The organism is Nocardia mexicana NBRC 108244 (genome assembly GCF_001613165.1).
Classification (GTDB): Bacteria; Actinomycetota; Actinomycetes; order Mycobacteriales; family Mycobacteriaceae; genus Nocardia; species Nocardia mexicana.
Map to the genome: position 1 here is coordinate 65,031 of NZ_BDBV01000056.1, position 19,031 is coordinate 84,061.

General features: G+C 69.1%; 22 protein-coding genes. 12 read left to right on the top strand and 10 right to left on the bottom strand.

Annotation, left to right across the window (positions count from 1 at the left end; all coding sequences use genetic code 11):
- Positions 1–33 precede the first annotated feature (33 nt).
- Positions 34–612, bottom strand: coding sequence for an LppP/LprE family lipoprotein (locus NM1_RS23135; RefSeq protein WP_084519940.1), 579 nt, complete (start codon positions 610–612; stop codon positions 34–36).
- Positions 613–1,085: 473 nt separating this feature from the next.
- On the opposite strand from NM1_RS23135, the gene NM1_RS23140 reads away from it, so the two are divergent.
- Both NM1_RS23140 and NM1_RS23145 read left to right on the top strand, forming a co-directional pair.
- Complete coding sequence (locus NM1_RS23140; RefSeq protein WP_246011327.1) at positions 1,086–1,826, top strand: HNH endonuclease family protein; 741 nt, start codon at positions 1,086–1,088, stop codon at positions 1,824–1,826.
- Between the two features lie 35 nt (positions 1,827–1,861).
- Entirely contained in the window at positions 1,862–2,086 is a 225-nt protein-coding gene (locus NM1_RS23145) for a hypothetical protein (protein WP_084519941.1), read from the top strand.
- A gap of 85 nt (positions 2,087–2,171) precedes the next feature.
- Here the strand turns inward: NM1_RS23145 and NM1_RS23150 are convergent, their stop codons facing one another.
- Positions 2,172–2,612: an SRPBCC domain-containing protein gene (locus tag NM1_RS23150; RefSeq protein ID WP_068023411.1), complete on the bottom strand. Its 441-nt coding sequence runs from the start codon at positions 2,610–2,612 to the stop codon at positions 2,172–2,174.
- Positions 2,613–2,820: 208 nt separating this feature from the next.
- Here NM1_RS23150 and NM1_RS23155 point away from each other — a divergent pair, with 208 nt between their 5' ends.
- Genes NM1_RS23155 through NM1_RS23165 form a run of 3 tightly spaced genes read left to right on the top strand, consistent with a single transcriptional unit; the run spans position 2,821 to position 5,737 of the window.
- A complete protein-coding gene (locus NM1_RS23155) occupies positions 2,821–4,851 on the top strand; it encodes a PEP/pyruvate-binding domain-containing protein (RefSeq protein ID WP_068023414.1) in 2,031 nt (676 codons plus the stop codon).
- Positions 4,851–5,345, top strand: a complete 495-nt coding sequence (locus NM1_RS23160) for a hypothetical protein (RefSeq protein WP_084519942.1) — start codon at positions 4,851–4,853, stop codon at positions 5,343–5,345. The genes NM1_RS23155 and NM1_RS23160 overlap by 1 nt, the downstream gene beginning before the upstream one ends.
- A 38-nt stretch (positions 5,346–5,383) precedes the next feature.
- A complete protein-coding gene (locus NM1_RS23165) occupies positions 5,384–5,737 on the top strand; it encodes a hypothetical protein (RefSeq protein WP_147288983.1) in 354 nt (117 codons plus the stop codon).
- Positions 5,738–5,865: 128 nt separating this feature from the next.
- Here NM1_RS23165 and NM1_RS23170 read toward each other — a convergent pair whose 3' ends face one another.
- Positions 5,866–7,110: a KasA/KasB family beta-ketoacyl-ACP synthase gene (locus NM1_RS23170; protein WP_068023420.1), complete on the bottom strand. Its 1,245-nt coding sequence runs from the start codon at positions 7,108–7,110 to the stop codon at positions 5,866–5,868.
- Positions 7,111–7,149: 39 nt separating this feature from the next.
- Between NM1_RS23170 and NM1_RS23175 the strand changes: the two genes are divergently transcribed.
- The gene (locus NM1_RS23175; RefSeq protein ID WP_068023678.1) at positions 7,150–7,719 is read left to right on the top strand and encodes a TetR/AcrR family transcriptional regulator; all 570 of its coding nucleotides are present in this window, start codon (positions 7,150–7,152) and stop codon (positions 7,717–7,719) included.
- A gap of 63 nt (positions 7,720–7,782) precedes the next feature.
- Here NM1_RS23175 and NM1_RS23180 read toward each other — a convergent pair whose 3' ends face one another.
- Together NM1_RS23180 and NM1_RS23185 are read right to left on the bottom strand one after the other, a co-directional pair.
- The gene (locus NM1_RS23180) at positions 7,783–8,592 is read right to left on the bottom strand and encodes an NmrA family NAD(P)-binding protein (protein WP_068023422.1); all 810 of its coding nucleotides are present in this window, start codon (positions 8,590–8,592) and stop codon (positions 7,783–7,785) included.
- 103 nt (positions 8,593–8,695) lie between these two features.
- Complete coding sequence (locus NM1_RS23185; RefSeq protein WP_084519943.1) at positions 8,696–9,421, bottom strand: class I SAM-dependent methyltransferase; 726 nt, start codon at positions 9,419–9,421, stop codon at positions 8,696–8,698.
- Positions 9,422–9,565: 144 nt separating this feature from the next.
- Between NM1_RS23185 and NM1_RS23190 the strand changes: the two genes are divergently transcribed.
- The 5 genes from NM1_RS23190 to NM1_RS23210 all read left to right on the top strand — a co-directional run bounded on the left by NM1_RS23190 (position 9,566) and on the right by NM1_RS23210 (position 13,769).
- Positions 9,566–9,988 (top strand): DUF4190 domain-containing protein, encoded by a 423-nt coding sequence (locus NM1_RS23190; protein ID WP_068023425.1) that lies wholly within the window; start codon positions 9,566–9,568, stop codon positions 9,986–9,988.
- A 112-nt stretch (positions 9,989–10,100) separates the two neighbouring features.
- Positions 10,101–11,732, top strand: a complete 1,632-nt coding sequence (locus NM1_RS23195) for a bifunctional S-methyl-5-thioribose-1-phosphate isomerase/methylthioribulose 1-phosphate dehydratase (protein WP_068023688.1) — start codon at positions 10,101–10,103, stop codon at positions 11,730–11,732.
- The gene (locus tag NM1_RS23200; RefSeq protein ID WP_068023428.1) at positions 11,729–12,304 is read left to right on the top strand and encodes a 1,2-dihydroxy-3-keto-5-methylthiopentene dioxygenase; all 576 of its coding nucleotides are present in this window, start codon (positions 11,729–11,731) and stop codon (positions 12,302–12,304) included. Before NM1_RS23195 ends, NM1_RS23200 begins: the two co-directional genes overlap by 4 nt.
- Complete coding sequence (gene mtnC / locus NM1_RS23205; RefSeq protein ID WP_068023430.1) at positions 12,301–12,990, top strand: acireductone synthase; 690 nt, start codon at positions 12,301–12,303, stop codon at positions 12,988–12,990. The genes NM1_RS23200 and mtnC overlap by 4 nt, the downstream gene beginning before the upstream one ends.
- Before the next feature lie 44 nt (positions 12,991–13,034).
- Positions 13,035–13,769, top strand: coding sequence for a MerR family transcriptional regulator (locus NM1_RS23210; RefSeq protein WP_246011328.1), 735 nt, complete (start codon positions 13,035–13,037; stop codon positions 13,767–13,769).
- 10 nt (positions 13,770–13,779) lie between these two features.
- Here NM1_RS23210 and NM1_RS23215 read toward each other — a convergent pair whose 3' ends face one another.
- Positions 13,780–14,610, bottom strand: coding sequence for a glycoside hydrolase family 19 protein (locus NM1_RS23215; RefSeq protein ID WP_169814312.1), 831 nt, complete (start codon positions 14,608–14,610; stop codon positions 13,780–13,782).
- Positions 14,611–14,619: 9 nt separating this feature from the next.
- On the opposite strand from NM1_RS23215, the gene NM1_RS43085 reads away from it, so the two are divergent.
- On the top strand, positions 14,620–14,802 hold the full coding sequence (locus tag NM1_RS43085) for a hypothetical protein (RefSeq protein ID WP_169814313.1): 183 nt from the start codon (positions 14,620–14,622) through the stop codon (positions 14,800–14,802).
- A 292-nt stretch (positions 14,803–15,094) separates the two neighbouring features.
- Here the strand turns inward: NM1_RS43085 and NM1_RS23220 are convergent, their stop codons facing one another.
- The 4 genes from NM1_RS23220 to NM1_RS23235 are packed head-to-tail and all read right to left on the bottom strand — an operon-like array spanning position 15,095 to position 18,787.
- Positions 15,095–15,664 (bottom strand): GTP-binding protein, encoded by a 570-nt coding sequence (locus NM1_RS23220; RefSeq protein WP_068023437.1) that lies wholly within the window; start codon positions 15,662–15,664, stop codon positions 15,095–15,097.
- A 21-nt stretch (positions 15,665–15,685) separates the two neighbouring features.
- A complete protein-coding gene (locus NM1_RS23225) occupies positions 15,686–16,060 on the bottom strand; it encodes a DUF742 domain-containing protein (protein ID WP_068023440.1) in 375 nt (124 codons plus the stop codon).
- Entirely contained in the window at positions 16,057–16,479 is a 423-nt protein-coding gene (locus NM1_RS23230) for a roadblock/LC7 domain-containing protein (RefSeq protein WP_068023443.1), read from the bottom strand. Before NM1_RS23230 ends, NM1_RS23225 begins: the two co-directional genes overlap by 4 nt.
- Positions 16,457–18,787 carry a sensor histidine kinase gene (locus NM1_RS23235; protein WP_068023447.1) on the bottom strand — a complete coding sequence of 777 codons (2,331 nt, stop codon included), beginning with the start codon at positions 18,785–18,787 and terminating at the stop codon, positions 16,457–16,459. The genes NM1_RS23230 and NM1_RS23235 overlap by 23 nt, the downstream gene beginning before the upstream one ends.
- Positions 18,788–19,031: the final 244 nt, after the last annotated feature.

The window sequence follows — 19,031 nt, forward strand, 5'->3', positions numbered from 1 at the left end:
GGCAACGCGATTGCCGGACCGGCGGGCGGCCGCTCAGTTCGGCGGGGTGCCGTTCATGACGACACGCCGGCCGTCCCAGTGGAATCCGACCTGGGTGTGGGTGCCGTCGTCGCACGCGTTGCAGCTGCCGGGCGTCTTGTAGTCGAGTACGACGGTGTCGTCGGTGCTCGCGGCCGCGGCGAGCGTGGTGAACCCGTACGCCTCGGCGGTGGCCGTGCCGATGTACTCGCCGCGATGAAACAGCAGGGCGTGCTGGGGGGAGCTGCCCGTCGCGCCTTCGATCGTGACGATTGCCGCGGACAAGGTGACGCACGGATCGAAATTGCCCTCGAAGGTGGCGGGATTCGTATTCCAGGGAGCTTGTGTCGCGGGCTCGGCGGGCAATTGGGCGACGGCCGCCCGGACGACGGGGGACGACAAATCGATACCGCACGACGCCGGGCCGGCCGCGGGGGCAGTCGAGGGCCGCTGCGGCGCAGCGGAAGCCGGAGAGCCCGTATCGGAGGATGTCGGCCCACTGGTCGCCGCGCTCGGGCCGGAGGAGGACCCGCACGCGACGAGCGCCCCGAGCACGGCGGCGACGGCCGCCGTCACGACGGTCGTTCGGAACATTTGTCGACCTCCTGCTGACAGTCCGCGAAACATCTTCTGCTGAGACAGTATCGGGCCTCGTGGCGCGGACCCGACAGCCCCCGAATCGGCGGGGTGTGACTCCCGTTACTGATTCCACCGCCGGGCTTGCTGTTTGCCCGCACCGTTGACACTGTGTCTTCCCGAGATGAGAAGTGCATATCGTAGGCCGTCCCGTCGCGGTCGAAAAGTGATCCTGCCCTTGGTTATTGTGTATCTGCTGCTGGCCTCGGCGTACGGGGTGCGCAGCGTTGCTGCGCGGTCGCGCTGCGATCGTCGCCGCGGTGCCTGCTGCGGGAATCAGGGAGATAGCGCATGATTTCCCTAGCAGTGCAGCGGTATTCGGGACGGTGCGTGATGAACGGCAGCAGCGACGAAGTCGTCGGGAAACAACTGGGGGCGTCGTGGTGAAACGATCCTCCCGTCGGGCCGGACCCACCCGGCGAATCATTACGTTGGTCGCACCCGTCCTGCTCGCCGTGGGGCTCGCGGTCGGCTACATCGTGATCGACGAACTCGGCAGCAAGAACGACACCGCGAACCCGGCGCCGGCGCGCGCGGTTCAGGTGGACGGCAAGGACGTTCCCGGCCTGCTCACGAATCTCGTTGTGGCGCCGGAGGCCTCGATGACCGGCTACAGCCGCGAGAAGTTCCCGCACTGGGACTCCAACAAGCCGGAACACGGTTTCGGCGCCGAGTACGCGCAGTACGCGAAGTGCGAGACCCGCGATGTCATGCTGCTGCGCGACGCCACCGGCACGGTCAAGCTGGACGCGCAGACCTGCAAGCTCACCGTCAGCAAGGGCGGCGGCTGGCGCGATCAGTACGGCATCATGGACCGCAAGTCGGGCAAGCTCAAGGAGTACAAGTTCACCGCCGACCCGTCCGGCATGGACGCCGACCATATCGTCGCGCTGGCAGAGGCCTGGCGGTCGGGCGCCGCGGACAAGGACGAGAACACCCGCCGCAACATCGCCAACGACGCGGAGAATCTGGTGGCGGCGGATCCGTCGGCCAACCGCTCCAAGGGCGATCAGGATCCGTCCGACTACCTCCCGCCGGGCACCTACCGGTGTGCCTATATCGCGCATTACATCAAGGTCAAAGTAAAATATGGGCTGGCCGTGGACTCCGACGAGCAGACCGCCCTGCGTACCGCCGTGGACGACTGCGTGAAGCGAGGAGAATTCAAATAAGCGACGTCATCGAGATCGCCGAGAAGGCCGCCGTCATGACCGCGGAGGAAGGGACGGTGTCCGGAGAACTCGATGTCTGCCTGGACGATTCCGGCAGAGGACTGGTTCGCTACCGCGGCACCGACACCTGGTACACGATCGGCAATCTCGACGACGACCCACCCCGCACCTGGCCCGCGGCCGCCGACCTGGCGGCCGCGATCACCGCGGGCATCGGCGAGCGCGACGCCGCCGGGAACGTCATACCCTTCGAGGCGTAGCACCTCCGTATTTCCGGCATGTCCTCGGCCGGAATCCGTCGCGAGATTCCGGCCAAGAGCATGCCGGAAATACGGAGGCCCGGGCTCAGGTGAGCTGCTGGGCGCGCTGCTTCACCGCGGTGGTCATGTCGCCGAATCCGCGGCGCAGGGCGGATCCCATCAGTCCTGTGACCAGCGGTTGGAGCCAGCCTGCGATCTCGAAGTGCGAGGTGTAGCGGCAGCGGCCGGTGTCGAGCGGGGTCAGGGTGTGTGAGCGCAGGCTGTGCAGCGCGCCGAGCGGGATCGGCTTCATCGCATAGCTGAATTCGGTTCCGGGCGTATGGGATCGGATCCATTCCCGCTGTGCCTTCGGGCGCGGACCCACCAACCGCACCCGCATGTCGATCGGGGCGCCCGGCTCCAGGGTGGTGCTACACCCCGGGACGAACGGATTCCACTCGCCGTACGCCGGGAAGTCGGTGAGCACCTTCCACACCACCTCGGCGGGTGCGTCGATGTCCACACTGTCGTCGATCACGAAGGCCATGGCACGACAATACTGAAACCGGTTCTACTCCGGTGCATCGGTGTGACATAACAGGCTTATAAAACGAACGGTCATTCTTGACAAGCGGGGAACGCCGGGTGAACACTGAGAACTGTTAAGTGGAGTGACCATCTCCTCTTAGGGGATCGCCGTGCCGGGTCGCGGATCCGGACGAAACAACGTCGTTTCTCTCCGAAGGTAGTGCGCGATGACAATCGGTACGACACACCAGCCCTCCGTCGTCTCCCTGCGTGATCCGCGGGCGCAGAATCCGGAACTGTCCGGCGCGAAGGCCGCCACCCTGGCACAGGCCGCGCACCGCGGCCTACCCGTACTGGACGGATTCGTCCTCACCACCGCGTGGCCCGACGAGGGCCGACTGCCTGAGATCGAATGGCGGCGGCTGTCGGTCGGAGGGCGTCGGCAGCTGGTCGTGCGGTCGTCGTCGGTGGCCGAGGACGGCGCCGAGCAGTCCATGGCGGGCCTGTTCACTTCCGTTCTCGGCGTGGCGGATTGGGCGGAGTTCACCGATGCGGTCGCGCGGGTCCGGGCTTCGGGTGCGGCGGTCGCCGCGACATCGGACGGTGCGGCCGAGGCCGCCATGGCGGTGCTGGTGCAGCCGTTCCTCACCGCGGCCTGGGGCGGCGTCCTGTTCACCGCCGACCCGATGAGCGGGCGCCGCGACCGCATGGTGCTGACCGCGGTGCGGGGCGGGCCCAGCGAGGTGGTGGACGGCAGCGCGGCGGGGTGGACCGCCTCGCTGACCCGGCGCGGTCAGGTGCGCGCGGTACTCACCGCCGACGGCCCGGAGCTGCCGGTGCTGGTGCGGCGCAAGGTGATCCGGCTGGCGGCCCGCGCCGAATCGATCTTCGGCGGGCCGCTGGACATCGAGTGGGCCCTCGACGAATCCGGGCGCGCGGTGCTGCTGCAGGCCCGGCCCATCACCGCGCTGCACGGCCCCGGCGAGGGGCCGATCTTCGGGCCGGGTCCGCTCGCCGAGACGTTTCCGGATCCGCTGCGCCCGCTGGAGCAGGATCTGTGGCTGACACCGCTGGCCGAGGGTTTGCGGGTGGCGCTGGACATGACCGGGACGGTCTCGGCGCAACGGCTGCGCACGTCGCCGGTGGCGACCGCGGTCGGTGGCATCGCGGTCGCCGATCTCGAACTGCTGGGGGCGCTTCCGCCGCGGCACTCGCTGCTGCGACGGCTGGATCCGCGGCCCGGGGCGCGCCGGCTCGGGGCCGCGGTGCGGGTCGGGAGGCTGGCGGCCGCACTGCCAGAGTTGGCGCGGCACACCTGCGAGCGGGTCGACGGCGATCTGGCCGAGGTCCCGCCGCTGCACACGCTGGGCAACGGCGGACTGCTGGACATCCTGCAGCACACCCGCACCGCGCTGCGGGCCGTGCACGGTTACGAGGCGCTGGCGGGAATGCTCACCCGCGACCGGCGCCCGGGGCCGACCGCGGCGGCGATGGCGCTGTCCGCGCTGGCCGAGGCTCGCGCCGCCGGACTGTCCGACGAGCGCGCGATCGCGGAGTATCCGGTCGTACTGGCGCTGACCCCGCCGCGGATCGGGCCGCCCGCCCCGCTACCGCGGGCGGTGCTCGAATCCGCGGTTCCCGACGGCGAATTCGGCGATCTGGCGGTGGCGCGGGAGGCATTGCGACTGCGGGCGCGCTGGATTCAGGAGCTCGGCGCCCGGGTCGCCGTCGAATTGGGGCGGCGGCTGGCGGCCGGTGGCGTGCTGGACGACGCCGAGACGGTGACCGCGCTGCGATTGGACGAACTGCGGCGCGCTGTGACCCGGCGGATGCTTCCGGAGGATCTGGCCGCGCGGGCGGCAGCCGAATCCACCGCCGTTCCCACCGAGTTCCGTTTCGCCGACGGCGTTCCGGTCGCGGTGGTGCGGACGGTGAGATCGCGCGCCCACGGCATCGGCGCGGGCGGCGGCACCGGCCGCGGGGTCGTGCACATCGGGCACCGGCCCCCGCCCGGATCGGTGCTGGTGGTCCGGCATCTGGATCCGCGGCTCGCGGCGGTGGTGCCGCGGCTGGCCGGGCTGATCGCCGAAACCGGCAGCCCGCTCAGCCATCTGGCGATCCTCGCGCGCGAACACGGCGTCCCCGCGGTGGTCGGCTATCCCGATGCGACGCGGCGGCTGCCCGACGGCGCCGAGGTCGAACTCGACGGCCGCACGGGCGCGGTGCGGATCGTCTCGGAATCGATGGAGGTGCGGTGATGATGCGCAAGTTCGGGGTGCTGCTGGCGGTGGTCACCGTGATCGCCACCGGCGCCTACGTTTTCGTCTACCTGTACCGGTGGGAGTGGAATCGCGCGATCATGTCGGCGACGCTGTTCCTCGCCGCCGAGATCGCGCTGGTCGCCATGCTGGTCACCAACCGGCTGCGGGCGCTGGGATCTCGGATCGGGGCGGAGCCCGAGCGCCGTCGCACCGCCCGGATCGTGCACGCGGCCGAGCCGCCGTCGCGGGTGAACTTCGCGTGGCTGACCCGGCCCGAGCGCCTGAACGTCTTCGTGCCGGTGCTGCTGGCCGGCGGGGTCCTGCTCACCGGAATCGCCTGGGTGGTGGAGCGGGTGGCGCGGGCGACCGCGAAACCGGCTGCCACGCGCGGCATCACGACCCGCCTGGAGCGACTGGCGCTGCCGCCGGAGGGATTCCTCGGCCCGGTCGAGGACCGCACGCGGCTGCTGCGCGGCCCGCTGGTGCGGTAGGCCGGGCCGTGAGACTGCGGATCGCCGCGGTGGTCTCGGTGCTCGCGGTGGCGGGCATCGTGGCAGTGGTTGCATTGGCGCAGGCGATGCAATTTCACACTGACAGCGGCAGTTCGGGCAGCCGGTCGATCGTGACGTTCGACGCGCGGAGCCGATTCGGCTCGCGGGCCGAGGATCCGGCCCTCACGGTGTGGAAACACTGCCGCAGCATCGTGAGTCACGTTCGCGTCGTGGATGGTCCGACCGAGCGCGACGGCGATTGGACCGTGGTGCTGGAACCTGCACTCGGTGCACATACCGAACGCAGATTCGTCGGCTGCCTCGAGGATCTGGCCGTGGACGGCATCACGAGCCGGTTGGTGAACCTCCAGCGCGCACAACATGACCGCTAGGAACGGTCCTGTATCCACATGGGGCACACGGGTTTATCCCCAGCTACTGCTTCCATCCACAACTTTCGGTGGATAAGCGTGAACAACGGCCGTTCCACATACTTGGGACAAAGCTGGGGACGAACGACTCAGGCGGCGCCGAATGCGAGCGTGACGTTGTGTCCTCCGAAACCGAAGGAATTGCTGAGCGCGTGCGAGATTCGCTGCCGCCGCGGCTGCCCGTGCACGATATCCAGCTCGATTCCGTCGTCCGCGTGCCCGAAATTGAGTGTGGGCGGCACGATCTGATCGCGCACTGTGCACAGGGTGAGGATGGCCTCCAGGGCGCCCACGGCGCCGATGGAGTGCCCGAGCGCGGACTTGGGGGCGTACACCGATGCGGCACCGGCAACGGCCGCAATGGCATTGGCCTCGGAGGCGTCACCGATCGGTGTCGATGTGGCGTGCGCGTTGACATGCTCGATATCGGTCGCGGTGAGCCCCGCGGAGTCGATGGCCTTGCGCATGGCCCGTGCCGCGCCCGCGCCCTCGGGTTCGGTGCCGGTGATGTGATAGCCGTCCGACGTGATTCCCGCGCCCAGGATCCGGCCGTGGATCCGCGCGCGGCGGGCGCGGGCGAACTCCTCGGATTCCAGCACCAGCAGGGCACCGGCCTCGCCGAAGACGAAACCGTCGCGGTCGCGGTCGAAAGGCCGTGAAGCGCGGGCCGGTTCGTCGTTGCGGGTGCTCATCGCCCGCATCATGGCGAAGCTCGCGATCGGGACCGCCTCGATGTAGTTCTCCACGCCACCGGCGATCACGACATCCGCCTCGCCGGTGGTGATGAGCCGCCAGGCGTGCGCGATCGCCTCCGCGCCGGACGAACAGGCCGACGTGGGCGCGTAGACGCCTGCCTTGGCGCCGAATTCGAGACCCACCCGGGCCGCGGAGCCGTTCGGCATCGCCATCGGCACCGTCAGCGGAGGCACCTTGCGGTAGCCGCCCGCGCGCATGGCGTCGACGGCGGTGATGAACGCGTCGCCGCCGCCGAGTCCGGTGCCGATGGCGACGCCCAGCCGCTCACCGTCCACGTCCGGCTTCCCGGCCTCCTCCCAGACCTGCCGTCCGAGGACGAGCGCCAGCTGCTGCACGTAGGAGTGGCGGCGCTGCTCGATGCGGGTGAGGTGCTCGCCCGGCCGCTGCTTCAGCTTGCCGCCGATGCGGACCGGCAGGTCGTACTCCGTCACGAACTCGTCGTCGAGCAGGCCGATGCCGCTGGCGCCGTCGAGCAGTCCGGCCCAGGTGCCGTCGAGGTCGGGGGCCAGGCAGGTGGTGGCGGTCATGCCGGTGACGACCACGTTCCGCGCGGTTTGTGTAGCAGTTGGTACACCCATGATGTCATGAATACCTGTAACGACCGCTACAGTCAATTCGTGCCCAGACCCCTCGACCAGGCGCGCCGCGCCGAACTGCTGTCCGGAGTGATCGCCTACATCGGCGAATACGGACTGACCGAGCTGTCGCTGCGTCCGCTGGCCGACTACCTCGGCACCAGCTCGCGGATGCTGATCCACTATTTCGGAACCAAGGAGCAGATGCTGGTGTCCGCGTTGGAAACCCAGCGCCCCGATATCGCGGCCATGTTCGCCGACGTCCCCGATATCGACGCGCTGCGACGGCGGCTGATCGAATCGTTCTGCGTGAACACCACCACCGACTGGGTGAGCAGCACCCGGGTGCTGCTGCAGGTGCTCGGCGTCGCGTCGGTGCCCGACAGCGCGTTCCGCGACTACGCCGACGACGCCGTCCGCGTGCTCGTCGACGCCGTCACCGAGGTGCTGCGACGGCTCGATCCCGACCTGCTGGATCCGGAATCGACTGCCACCCTGCTGATTTCCGGGATCCGGGGACTACTGCAGGACCGGCTCGTCACGGGCGACAACACGCGCGTATCGAAGGCCGCCCGGCTGCTCATCACGCAGTCGCTGCCGCCCGCCACGTAATACCGAAGCCGTACCCATGGCATCGGCCCCGTCCGCGCCCCCGGCACTGCACGTGCCCTTCGGCTACCGGAAGCGCTCCGCGTGCTCGGCCAGCCAGTGGGCGAAAGTGCGTGCCGGGCGGCCGGTGACGCGCTCGACGGTGTCGACGACGGTCATGGAATCCTCGCCGGGCGCGGAGTACCAGCCGATGACGTAATCGGCGTCGGCGCGGGATACGCCGGAGGCGATCAGCCTGTCGACGGCCTGTTCGTGGGTGATCGGGACGAACGCGATATCGCGGTCGACGGTCCGGGACAGCATCGCGATCCGTTCCCGCGGCGTCAGCGATTCCGGCCCGGTGAGGTTGTACGCGCGTCCCGAATGACCGTCGTCGAGCAGCGCGGCGGCCGCCACGGCGGCGATATCGGCCTCGTGCACCAGGGCGCTGGGGAAGTCGTAGGGCTCGCGCACGACGCCCTCGGATCTGATCGATTCGGCCCAGGTCAGCGTGTTGGACATGAACTCCTGCGGTTCCAGGCGCGTCCATTCCACGCCCGAATCCGCCACGGCCTGCTCGACCGGGCCGACCGCGCCGCCCCACACCACGGTGATGCGCCGCACGCCCGCGTCGACCGCCCGCCGCACCAGCTCCGGGCCGACCTCGGCCAGCCCGGCCGTCACGGTGATGTGCAGGCGGTCGACGCCGTCCAGGGCGCCGTTCAACGACTGCGGCTCGGTGTGCGTACCCGCGACCACCTCCGCCTCGGGCGCCAGGATCTTCGCGGCCGCAACGGGATTCCGGGTCAGTGCGCGGACGCGCTCACCGCGCCGCACGAGCTCCGCCACCACGTGGTGGCCGGTGTTCCCGGTAGCGCCGGTAACCAGTGTCGTCATTGTCGAACTCCTCTCGTCGCCGACGACGCTAGAAGCTCAACTAATCTTCAGGTCAAGGAAGTCGGCGCCGCGAGATTCGATCTCGCGATGCGCGACAGGGTCTTCACTTGTCCGCGACGGCCCTGAAGCTCCCGAGCCAGGCGGGGAGATCGACCGATTCCGTCTGGAACGGCAGGACGGAGCGCACGACGGCGGTGTCGATGGATTCCGCCGACCATCCGGCGGCGAACCCGCTGCGCAATGCGTCCGGTGTCAGGGCGGGCAGCATCCGGTCGAGCTGCAACTCGGTGCCGCCCAGCTTGTCCGCTATCCGGGCCACCATGTCGCCGTGTTCGTCGCGGAGGTACGCGGGCGCGCGATCGCTCAGCGCGAGCACGTAAGCCCGCGCCCCGCCGCGGCAGGAGCGGTGCAGTGCCGCCGCATAGCGGGCCAGATCGCCGGGACTCTCGAATACGTGCGCCAGGCCGGAATCGATGACGGTGTCGAATTGTCGTGGGTAGTCGGCGAGTTCGAGCGCGTCGGCGGTGTCGAAGGTCGCGGCGAGCCCGCGCTGCCGGGCCTTTTCCCGCGCTATGGCGATGGCCGTCGGCGCGCGGTCCACGCCGATCACGGTGTACCCCTTGCTCGCCAGGAACAGGGCATTGTCACCGGTGCCGCAGCCGCAGTCGAGCACCCCGCCGGTGATGCCGCCCGCCGCCTCGAGATCGACGTAGGCCGGTTGTGGCCCGCCGATGTCCCACGGGGCTCGATCGAAGGGCCCGTCGCCGCGGTAGATGGCGTCGAAGAAGTCGAAATCGTCTGTGCTGGAGGGAATATCGGATTCGCTCATACCTCAACGATTCTGCAGTTCGAAGCTCCCTCGCAAGGCTATTGTCTCGCAACGCGTCCGGCGCCGAGGAATGCGGCTATCGTGTCTCGAGACGAGGGAGCCGTGCCCGGGGAGGGATGGCCGCAGAGGTTGAAGGGGGTCCGCATGACCTACGGTCCGCCGCCGGAACCGGCCGATCCGGCCTGGCAACCCGGCCCGAGCGCGGGCTACTCCGCCCCCGCCGCACCGGGGCAGCACGTTCAGAATGCTCCGCACCAGCAACCCTGGGCGAATCCCGGCGGGCAGGGATGGCAGGGCGGCCCGCAACCGGCCGAGCGCCGGCCGGGGATCGGGCTCGCGGTCGGCGCGGTGCTCCTCGGGCTCGTCGGATGCGTGCTGCCGCTGCTGCCCATCGACCTGACCGGTATCCGGCCGCTCGTCGGTCTCCCGTTCGGACTGGCCGGGCTCGTCCTCGGGATCGTCGGCTGCACGGGACAGCGCACCGGCAAGGGGCTGGCCATCGCGGGGATATTCCTGTCTACGCTGGCGCTCGCCGTCGCGGTCATCATGCTTCCCCAGGCGATGTGAGCATCTGCTCCGGACGGGATCGGGGCGAGCGGAAACCTGGTGGGGGCGGTGAGCTGGTGGTTCGATACGGTTTTGGAGGAGGTTGTCGGGCCGAGGCGTGAAGGTTGCATCGATGGGTGAGAGTTCGATCGCGTGGGTCGACGGGGCGTTGGTGACCCTCGATCAGCGGGCGCTGCCGCACGAGTTGCGGGAGCTCCGGATCACGACGGTCGACGAGGTCATCGACGCGATCAAGACCCTCGCCGTGCGCGGGGCCCCGGCGATCGGTGTGTCGGGGGCGTTCGGAGTGGCAATCGCGGCGTTCGCATATCTCGGGGATGCCGAGAAGGTGGAGTTGGAGGCGGCGCGGATCGCGGCGGCGCGGCCGACCGCCGTGAATCTGGCGTGGGGTGTGCGGCGGGCGCTGGCGAAGTGCCCGCAGGGTCCGCAGGCCGTGCTCGACGAGGCGCTGGCGATGCTGGCGGAGGACGGCCGCGTGAACCGGGCGGCGGCGACCCACGCGGCGGACCTGGTGCAACGGCTGTGCCCGGACCGTCCGCTGCGCATCCTTACCCACTGCAATACCGGGCGTCTGGCGACCACCGCATTCGGTACCGCGATCGGTGCGCTGCGGGTGCTGGCCGAGCGGGACGCGATCGAGAACGTGCTCGTCGACGAGACCCGTCCGCTGCTGCAGGGCGCCCGGCTGACCGCGTGGGAGCTGGCCGAGGCGGGAATCCCGCATCGGCTGACGATCGATTCGGCGGCCGCGTGGGCCATGGCGACCGGTCAGGTGGACTGCGTGATCGTCGGCGCGGACCGGATCACCGCCGACGGTTCGGTCGCCAACAAGATCGGGACCTACGCGCTGGCGGTGGCGGCGCAGCGGCACGGAATCCCGTTCGTCGTCGTCGCGCCGGAATCCACCCGCGACCTCGGCACCGCGACCGGTGCGGAAATCGTCGTGGAGGAACGGGCCGCCGCGGAGATCACCCACGTGGCGGGCATCGCCACCGCCCCGGAGGACACCGAGGTGTTCAACCCGGCTTTCGACGTCACCCCACCCGATCTGGTTACCGCCGTGGTGACGGAGGCGGGTGTCGTGGAGGACGTGAGATCGCCTGCGGGCCACGGGCGACTCGATGTGACCGGGGCGCATATCGCCGAGATCGCCCGGAGTCTGTATCTACGTGGCTGGATGCCCGGGACGGCCGGAAATATTTCGGTGCGGGCGGAGGAGACGGCGATCGTCACGGGTAGCGGGCTGTCCAAGGGCGAGCTGACGGCCGGGGACATGGTGACGGTGAAAGTCTCCGACTCCCAACCGGTTTCGGGAACCAGGTGCCCGTCGGCGGAGACCGCGATTCACACGGCCGTCTACCGCGCCACCGGTGCCGACGCGGTGGTGCATGTGCATCCGCCGCATGCGACCGCGCAGTCCGTCGCGGCGGGGGAGTCGCTGCGATTCACCGGTTACGAGCTCATCAAGGGGCTCGGCACGGCGGAAACCATTGACATCCCCGTCTTTTCGAATCACTCTGACGTTCCGCGCATCGGTGCCGATATCGAGCGTCACCTGATCGAGCACCCGGATGCGCCGCCGGTGCTGTTCATCGCCGGCCACGGCATCACCGCGTGGGGCGCCACCCTCGCGCAGGCCCGCGACCGCGCGGAATGCCTGGAGGCGATGTGCGAGCTGGTGACGCTGACCGGCCGCCGCGAGATCGCCCCATCCGTCTCGAGTTCCGAGGAGGAACCGCAATGACTCTGCTGCAGATCATGGCCGACAGCGCACCCGCGGAGGTGCGGTTGCGCACCGTCGACGCCGCGGTCATCGGCGACGAACTGGCCAAGCGGGGCATCGTTTTCGACCGCTGGCCCACCATGCCCGGACTGGGCGCGGCCACCCCCACCGAGGACATCCTCGCCCATTACGACGGCCGTATCGGCGAACTCAATGCCGACGGCCGCTACAAGCACATCGACCTGGCCCGGCTGCAGCCCGACGACAGCGGTCCGGAATGGGAGGGCAGGGCCGAGGCGGCGCGCGGCAAGTTCCTGTCCGAGCACCGCCACGCCGAGGACGAGGTGCGCTTCTTCGCCGCCGGGCGCGGCTGCTTCTATCTGCACCTGGAACCGGAGGTCGTGGCGGTGGTGTGCGAGGGCGGCGACCTGGTGTCGGTGCCCGCCGGCACCCGGCACTGGTTCGATATGGGCACCCGCCCCGACTTCGTGGCCGTGCGGTTCTTCGAGGAGGAGGACGGCTGGGTCGGCGACTTCACCGGCGACCCGATCGGATCCCGGTTCCCGACCCTCGACGAACTGATCGCCGCATGACCACGGCGATCGTGGTCGATATCGAGGGTACGACCAGCCCGACCAGTTCGGTGCGGGAGGACCTGTACGGCTATACGCGGCAACGGCTTCCGCAGTGGCTGGCCGAAAACCGGGGCGGCGCGGCCGAACCCGTGCTGGCGGGCGCCCGCGAAATGTCCGGGCGTCCCGACGCCGACGAGGCCGAGGTCGCCGAAATCCTGCGCGGCTGGCTGAATTCCGATGTGAAGGCCGCGCCGCTGAAGACCGCGCAGGGCCTGATCTGCGCGGAGGGCTTCCGCAACGGCGCCCTGCACGGCGAGTTCTTTCCGGACGCGCCCCCGGCGCTGCGCGCCTGGCATGCCGCGGGCATTGGGCTGTACGTGTATTCCTCGGGTTCGGTGCGCAATCAGCAGGACTGGTTCGCCTTCGCCCGCGACGGCGACCTCGCCGCGCTGATCAGCGGCTGGTTCGATCTGGCCAATGCCGGCGCCAAGCGGGAGCCCGGGTCCTACGAGAAGATCGCCGGGGCGATCGGGGTGCCGCCGGGCGAGATCCTGTTCCTGTCGGACCACCCGGACGAACTCGACGCGGCGGCCGCCGCCGGATGGCGGGTGGTCGGGGTGACCAGGCCCGGTGAGCCGAATTCGCCTCGCGCCCCGCACCGCTGGGTCGGCTCGTTCGCCGAAGTGGACCCGGGCGAACCGTAGGTGGCCACCACATCCGGTCGGCGGCGAGGCACCGGGCGCGGCCGGTGACCCCGCAGGCATCGCGCGGGCGAACGCTGCGTCCGGTCGATCTGGCGCGCGAGCACGGACTCTCGACCCAGGCGGTCCGCAACTACGAGGACCTCGGCGCGCTCCCACCCGCGGCGCGAACCGACAGCGGCTACCGGCGCTATACGGACCTGCACGCGCTCGCGCTGCACGCCTTCCTCGCGCTGCGCGCCGGATACGGTCACCGGGCGGCCGTCGAACTCATGCGCAGCGCCAACCGGGAAGACCACGTCGCCCTCTACACCCGATTGGACGAGCTGCACGCGGAATTCCTGCACGAACGCCGCACCCACACCGAGGTCAGCGCCACGCTCGGCGCACTCGCCGAGGCTCCGCCGCCCCGGCGCTCTCCCGAACCGCTCACCGTCGGCCAGCTGGCACACCGACTGGGCGTCCACCCCGCGACGCTGCGGGAGTGGGAGAAGGCCGAAATCATCGAACCGGCGCGCGACCGCGCCACGGGATATCGCACCTACGGCGACACCGACATTCGCGACGCCCACCTGGCCTGGTATCTCCGCAAGGGCGGCATCTCCCTGCCGGAGATAGCCGCCTTCGTCCGCGAACTCCGCCAGGCCGGAAGCACCGACCGCATGCACACCCTGCTCACCGACTGGGGCACCCGCCTGTCGACCCGCAGCCGCAACGCCCTACGCGCCATGGCCCGCCTGGACGACTACCTCACGGCCCTCCAGCGCACTCGGCAATCCTGAGCGCAGGACATCAATCCGCATCCAGGACCTTGCGGGCCTTCCGGTAGTACTCCTCGCGCTCCGCGTCACCGTTGCTGCCGCCGTTGATCTCCCGCGTGATGTCGTCCAATTTCCCTTTGTCGGCCTCATCGTTCAATTCACGCGATTCCCAGTACCACCCGGCGATATCGAAGGCATGTTCCGGGTCGGCGGCGCGTTCGGGATGGCGGACGAGATCGACATCGATCGAGTCGCCGGCTGCGCGGTAGTTGTCGCGACCGGTGATCTGCAGGGCGCCACGACCACGGAAACGGGCACCGTCACCCGGCTTCTCGTTCCCCAGCGACCGGCCCACCGCGGTATCCGGGCCATAATTGCTGTTGAAATACTTCTCACTGCCGTATTCGGTGAGTGTCCGGAGCCCGTCGGTTTCATGGAGCACCTGGGCGAGGAATGCCGCCTCCCGTTTCGGATTGCTGATACCGGCCTTCCGCATGGCCTCGTTGAGGTATGGCAGATACTTCGCCAGTGTGCCGGGGTCTCCCTTCGGGGCCAGGGCTTCGAGTTCCGAGACAGTGAGCGGCCCCAGCTCGTCACCGTCCTTTTTGTTCGTGTTCGCCACGGCGGCAAATTTCTTCCACGAGCGCTGGAGCGCGGAGAGTACCTGGTCGATCAGGCTGGTTTCCAGCTTGGCGGAGAGTTTCTCGGATCCTGCGGCGTGCATCGCGGTCCTGAGGTCGACCACCTCGTTCCAGAGGTGACTGTTGAGTTCGGTGCCCTGTTTCGCGGTTTCCGCCACCTTGTCCGCGATCTTCGTGTGCTGGTCGACCAGACCCCGTTTGACCTCGTCGATCTTGTCCACCTTGTCGTTGTGGCGATCGGTGGCGAGGGATTTGTTCTTCTTGTCGACGAGTCCTGCCTTGCGGAGCAGGTCGTTCACATCCGGCATCGCGGCCGGATCTCCGACGCCGAGTTGATCCACCATCAACTGGAATACGGCTCGGGCGAGTTCGACGGTGTCCGTGAGCTTTTTTCTGGCCTTCGGTGGAGGTGACAGCTGCACGGTCCAGCCGAACCACCCGTATCGGGGGCAGATCGTGGCATTGTCGGGACCTGCGGTCGCCGGGGACGTAGCGAACGGCGGACGATCCGATGCAGCGTCCTTGGCGATCTCCCTGAACTTGGAGATGATCCTGTCCGGCGCCGGTCCCATTGCCGCGATTGTGGCATGCGCCGCACGGGGGCTGTTCTCACCACTGAAGGGGATCGGACCGGTCCGAACGGCCGGCGAGGCGCGCGGTGCAACTTTGCGTCGGATGCCGAATTGCGCCGCGCGCCTTACCGGTTCACACGGGTGTTGCGGTGGCTCGCTTGATCAGGTGTTCGACCAGGGTCATCAGGACCGTTTTGCAGGAGGCGCGGTCGCGGGCGTCGCACGTGATCACCGGGATGTGTGGCTCCAGGTCGAGCGCCTCGCGGACCTCCTGGGGGGTGTAGACCGGGGCGGCGTCGAAGCAGTTCACCGCCACCGTGAACAGCAGTCCGCGGCGCTCGAAGTAGTCGATGGCGGCGAACGAGTTCTCCAGGCGGCGGGTGTCGGCGATGACGATCGCGCCTAGTGCGCCGCGGGACAATTCGTCCCACAGGAACCAGAACCGGTCCTGTCCGGGCGTGCCGAACAGGTACAGCACCAGGTTCCGGTCGATCGTGAGGCGGCCGAAGTCCAGCGCCACGGTGGTGGTCTGCTTGCTCTCCACGCCGGACAGATCGTCGATCCCGGTGGACAGTTCGGTGATGAGTTCCTCGGTGCGCAGCGGTTCGATCTCGCTGATGGAGGACACCATTGTGGTCTTGCCGACGCCGAAGCCGCCGGCGACGAGGATCTTGACCGACGCGGCGAGCGGCGCCGCGGGCATCGTTTCAGGCACGGTGTGTTTCTACAGCTTTCGGATTCCGTCGAGTACTGCTCGCAGGGTATTCAGGTCGCCGGTGCCCGCATCGTTGCGAGCGGGCGCCCGGAAGTGCAGGTGCCCCTCGCCGATCAAATCACCGACGAGGATCTTCGTAACAGCAAGGGGCAGCCTCAAGGTAGCCGACACCTCGGCGACCGACTGTGGAATGCGGCACAGCCGAACAATTTCCGCGTACTCCGGCTCCACCCGCCGCAGCGGCGGCGCCGCATCCGCCGTCACCACCAGGGTGAGCATGTCCAGATCGTGTCCCGCCCCCATGGTGCGGCCCCGCGTCACGGCGTACGGGCGGACCAGTGGGCCCGCGTCGTCGTCGAACCACGGTTGCCCGAAACGCGTCATGGCAATCGGTGCTCCGCCTGGTGGAGACTGCCGCGCGGATCGGTGGACAGGTAGCCGCCGACGCGCTGCACGGTCAGGTTCATTTCGTAGGCGACCATACCGAGGTTGGCATTCTCGTTGGCCTGCAGGGCGATACAGGCGTTGTCGCCGGCGGCGGTGACGAACAGAACTGCTCGGTCGAGTTCGATGACCGCCTGCCGCACGCCGCCGCCGTCGAAGCGGCTGCCGGCGCTGCGCGCCAGTCCGTACAGCGTCGCCGACATGGCGCCGAAGTGCTCGGCGTCCTCGCGGTTCATGGTGGTGGATCGGCCCAGCAGCAGCCCGTCGGTGGAGTGCACCACCGCGTAGCGCACGCCGGCGAGGCGGTCGACGAGATCGTCGAGCAGCCAGTTCAGATCACCTACGTTGGAAGAGGTCACCTTCGCCTTCCTGTTCGTCCCGGGTGGCGGCGGGGTTCACGCCGGCCTGCCGCCCCTGTCGGGTCCCATTCTCTATGGCCGACATCAGATCACGGGCCTGCTCCGCCGAACGTGTTCGGGGCGGCGTGTTTTCGCTGTCCGCTTCGTCGGGCGATTCGGATTCGGCCAATTCCGGTGCCAGGCTGGCCTGCCGGCGCCGCCGCGGGAGCGGCGGGCGGGCGTCGCTCCCGGTGTACCGCGAGGGCGCCATCCGCGGCTCCTCGGTGCGGGCCGGTTCCGGCGGCGGCAGGGTCGCCAGCGCCGTGGCCGCCGGAGCGGATTCGGCGACCGGGAGTTCGCCCGTCATCGGGAATTCCGGGCGCCGCGCCGCCGCCCGCTCGGGCAGATGGTCGGCCAACGGCGCATCGGTGGTGATCAGCGCGGTGGGGACCAGCACGATGGCGCGGACGCCGCCGTAGTCGGATTCGGCCAGCCGCACCGAGATGCCGTGCCGCACCCCCAGCTGCGCCACCACGAACAGTCCCATGCGGGAGTCGGCGGACAGCGTCGCGACGCCGAAATCCGGTGGCTGCCGCAGCATCTCGTTGGCCCGCTCGATATCGTCGGCCGACATGCCCATGCCCTGGTCGCCGATCTCGACGACCACGCCCTTGCCGACCAGATTGCCGGTGACCTCGACACGGGACTGCGGCGGCGAGAACGAGGTGGCGTTGTCGACCAGTTCGGCCAGCAGATGGATGAAGTCGGCGACGACGGCGCCGACGATGAACACCTGCGGCAGCCGCGAGGTGCGGACCCGCGCGTAGTCCAGGGTCTCGCCGACCGCGCTGCGCACCAGCTCCACCAGCGGCACCGGCCGCCGCCACTGCCGCCCGGGCTGGCCGCCGCCGAGGATGATCAGGTTCTCGGCGTTGCGACGCTCGCGGGTGGCGAGGTGGTCGAGCCGGAAGAAGGTGTCCAGCAGCGCCGGATCCTCCTGCTGCTGCTCGGCCTCGTCGAGAATCTCCAGCTGCCGGTGCACCACCACCTGGCTGCGGTGGGCGATGTTCAGGAATACCGCCTGCACGCCCTCGCGGGTTCGCGCCTCGGTGACCGCGGCGGCCACGGCGGCGGTGTGCGCGCGGTTGAAAGCCTGGGCGACAGAGCCGATCTCGTCCTGGCCGAAGTCCAGGCGCGCCGCCTCGATCTCCGGGTCGACCTGTTCGCCCGCGGCGAGCTTCTGCATGGTCTGGGGCAGGCGCACCTCGGCCAGGGCGAGGGTTTCGGTGCGCAGCCGCCTGAGCCTGCCGATGAGCCGGTTGGCCAGCCACAGCGAGATCAGGAAGGCCGCCACGGCGACGACGAGCGCGCCCGCGCCGCCGAGCAGCGAATTGCGGGCATTGGTCTCCGCGGACTCGACGGCGGCGCGGTTGGCGCGGTCGTTCTGCACCTGCCACAGCTCGAGCAGCTGCTTGTTGACCTGGTTCGCCGCCTCGCGCCACTCGGCGATCGGCATCGGCAGGTCCGGGGCGGCGGTCGGCTTGGACTTCTCGGGATGGATGATGGCGTCTTCCATGCTCGCCAGCTGCTGCCAGGCGGGCGTGCTCATGACGCCTTTGACGAGCGCGCTCTCCGGTTTGCCGAGATCCGTGGCGAGCTGCGGCATTTCGCTGCGATAGTACCCGACCAGGTGCTGATATTCGGCGGCCAGCGGCTCCGGCAGGCCGTTCGCGGTGGCGGCCGCGGGGGTCAGGGCGCTGGTGCGCGACATCGCCTCCATCGCACGGAGAATGCGCAGGGCGCCCGCCAGCTGGAAGGCCACGGCGGCATCGGGGGCGTCGCGGCCGACGATGGCCGTGCCCAGCGCGACGCCGTCGAGCATTTGCGAGTAGATGGAGTAGGTGTCGGGGACCGGCATGGCGCCGGCGTCGATCTGGCCGCGGATGGCGGGCAGTTGCTGCTTGAGCGTATTGAATCCGCCGAGGTCGTACTCCAGCCGGTCCGAACCCACGTCGGTCAGTTGCGATTCGGTGGTGGCGAGTTCGCGCAGCGCGGAGTCGAGCCGCTGGCGGGCGGCGCCGAGCCCGGCGATATCGGGCTGTTCCCCGGCCAGCTGCCACAGCGACAGCAGTCGTTCCTGCTCGACCGCCGCGATCATCTCCCGCGTGTGCTTGTTGCCGGATTCCAGGACGGAGGCGAATTCCTTGTCCTGCTCCCCTTCTCGCAACAGGTAGCCCGCCGCACCCACACCGATCACAAGCAGCGCCAGGCTCGGGACGAGTGCGATCGCGAGAATGCGGGTCCGGACACCGAGCCTCGCTCTCAACATCCGCACAACTTAACCGGCGCGGGTTGCAGCTCGCACCCCGATCCCATTGAGCGAGACCGAATTTGACATTTGATGTCCGAATATGCTTGCGGCAGAGGTTATTCCAGATTCAACTATCGTGTGATACCCCTCACTCGATCGGGTTACACCCGCAGTCCTCCGGCCCAGCGGCGCGACGGTCCGGACCGGTGCGGCGGACGTCGTTCAGGGGACACCCTGACCTGGTCTGGGGGACGGCACCGGA

What these genes read in the sequence shown, in the direction of transcription:
- NM1_RS23135 (WP_084519940.1), bottom strand. Translation starts at nt 612, where the DNA reads ATGTTCCGAACGACCGTCGTGACGGCGGCCGTCGCCGCCGTGCTCGGG.
- NM1_RS23145 (WP_084519941.1), top strand. Translation starts at nt 1,862, where the DNA reads ATGACCGCGGAGGAAGGGACGGTGTCCGGAGAACTCGATGTCTGCCTG.
- NM1_RS23150 (WP_068023411.1), bottom strand. Translation starts at nt 2,612, where the DNA reads ATGGCCTTCGTGATCGACGACAGTGTGGACATCGACGCACCCGCCGAG.
- NM1_RS23155 (WP_068023414.1), top strand. Translation starts at nt 2,821, where the DNA reads ATGACAATCGGTACGACACACCAGCCCTCCGTCGTCTCCCTGCGTGAT.
- NM1_RS23160 (WP_084519942.1), top strand. Translation starts at nt 4,851, where the DNA reads ATGATGCGCAAGTTCGGGGTGCTGCTGGCGGTGGTCACCGTGATCGCC.
- NM1_RS23170 (WP_068023420.1), bottom strand. Translation starts at nt 7,110, where the DNA reads ATGGGTGTACCAACTGCTACACAAACCGCGCGGAACGTGGTCGTCACC.
- NM1_RS23180 (WP_068023422.1), bottom strand. Translation starts at nt 8,592, where the DNA reads ATGACGACACTGGTTACCGGCGCTACCGGGAACACCGGCCACCACGTG.
- NM1_RS23185 (WP_084519943.1), bottom strand. Translation starts at nt 9,421, where the DNA reads ATGAGCGAATCCGATATTCCCTCCAGCACAGACGATTTCGACTTCTTC.
- NM1_RS23190 (WP_068023425.1), top strand. Translation starts at nt 9,566, where the DNA reads ATGACCTACGGTCCGCCGCCGGAACCGGCCGATCCGGCCTGGCAACCC.
- NM1_RS23195 (WP_068023688.1), top strand. Translation starts at nt 10,101, where the DNA reads ATGGGTGAGAGTTCGATCGCGTGGGTCGACGGGGCGTTGGTGACCCTC.
- NM1_RS23200 (WP_068023428.1), top strand. Translation starts at nt 11,729, where the DNA reads ATGACTCTGCTGCAGATCATGGCCGACAGCGCACCCGCGGAGGTGCGG.
- mtnC (WP_068023430.1), top strand. Translation starts at nt 12,301, where the DNA reads ATGACCACGGCGATCGTGGTCGATATCGAGGGTACGACCAGCCCGACC.
- NM1_RS23220 (WP_068023437.1), bottom strand. Translation starts at nt 15,664, where the DNA reads ATGCCCGCGGCGCCGCTCGCCGCGTCGGTCAAGATCCTCGTCGCCGGC.
- NM1_RS23225 (WP_068023440.1), bottom strand. Translation starts at nt 16,060, where the DNA reads ATGACGCGTTTCGGGCAACCGTGGTTCGACGACGACGCGGGCCCACTG.
- NM1_RS23235 (WP_068023447.1), bottom strand. Translation starts at nt 18,787, where the DNA reads ATGTTGAGAGCGAGGCTCGGTGTCCGGACCCGCATTCTCGCGATCGCA.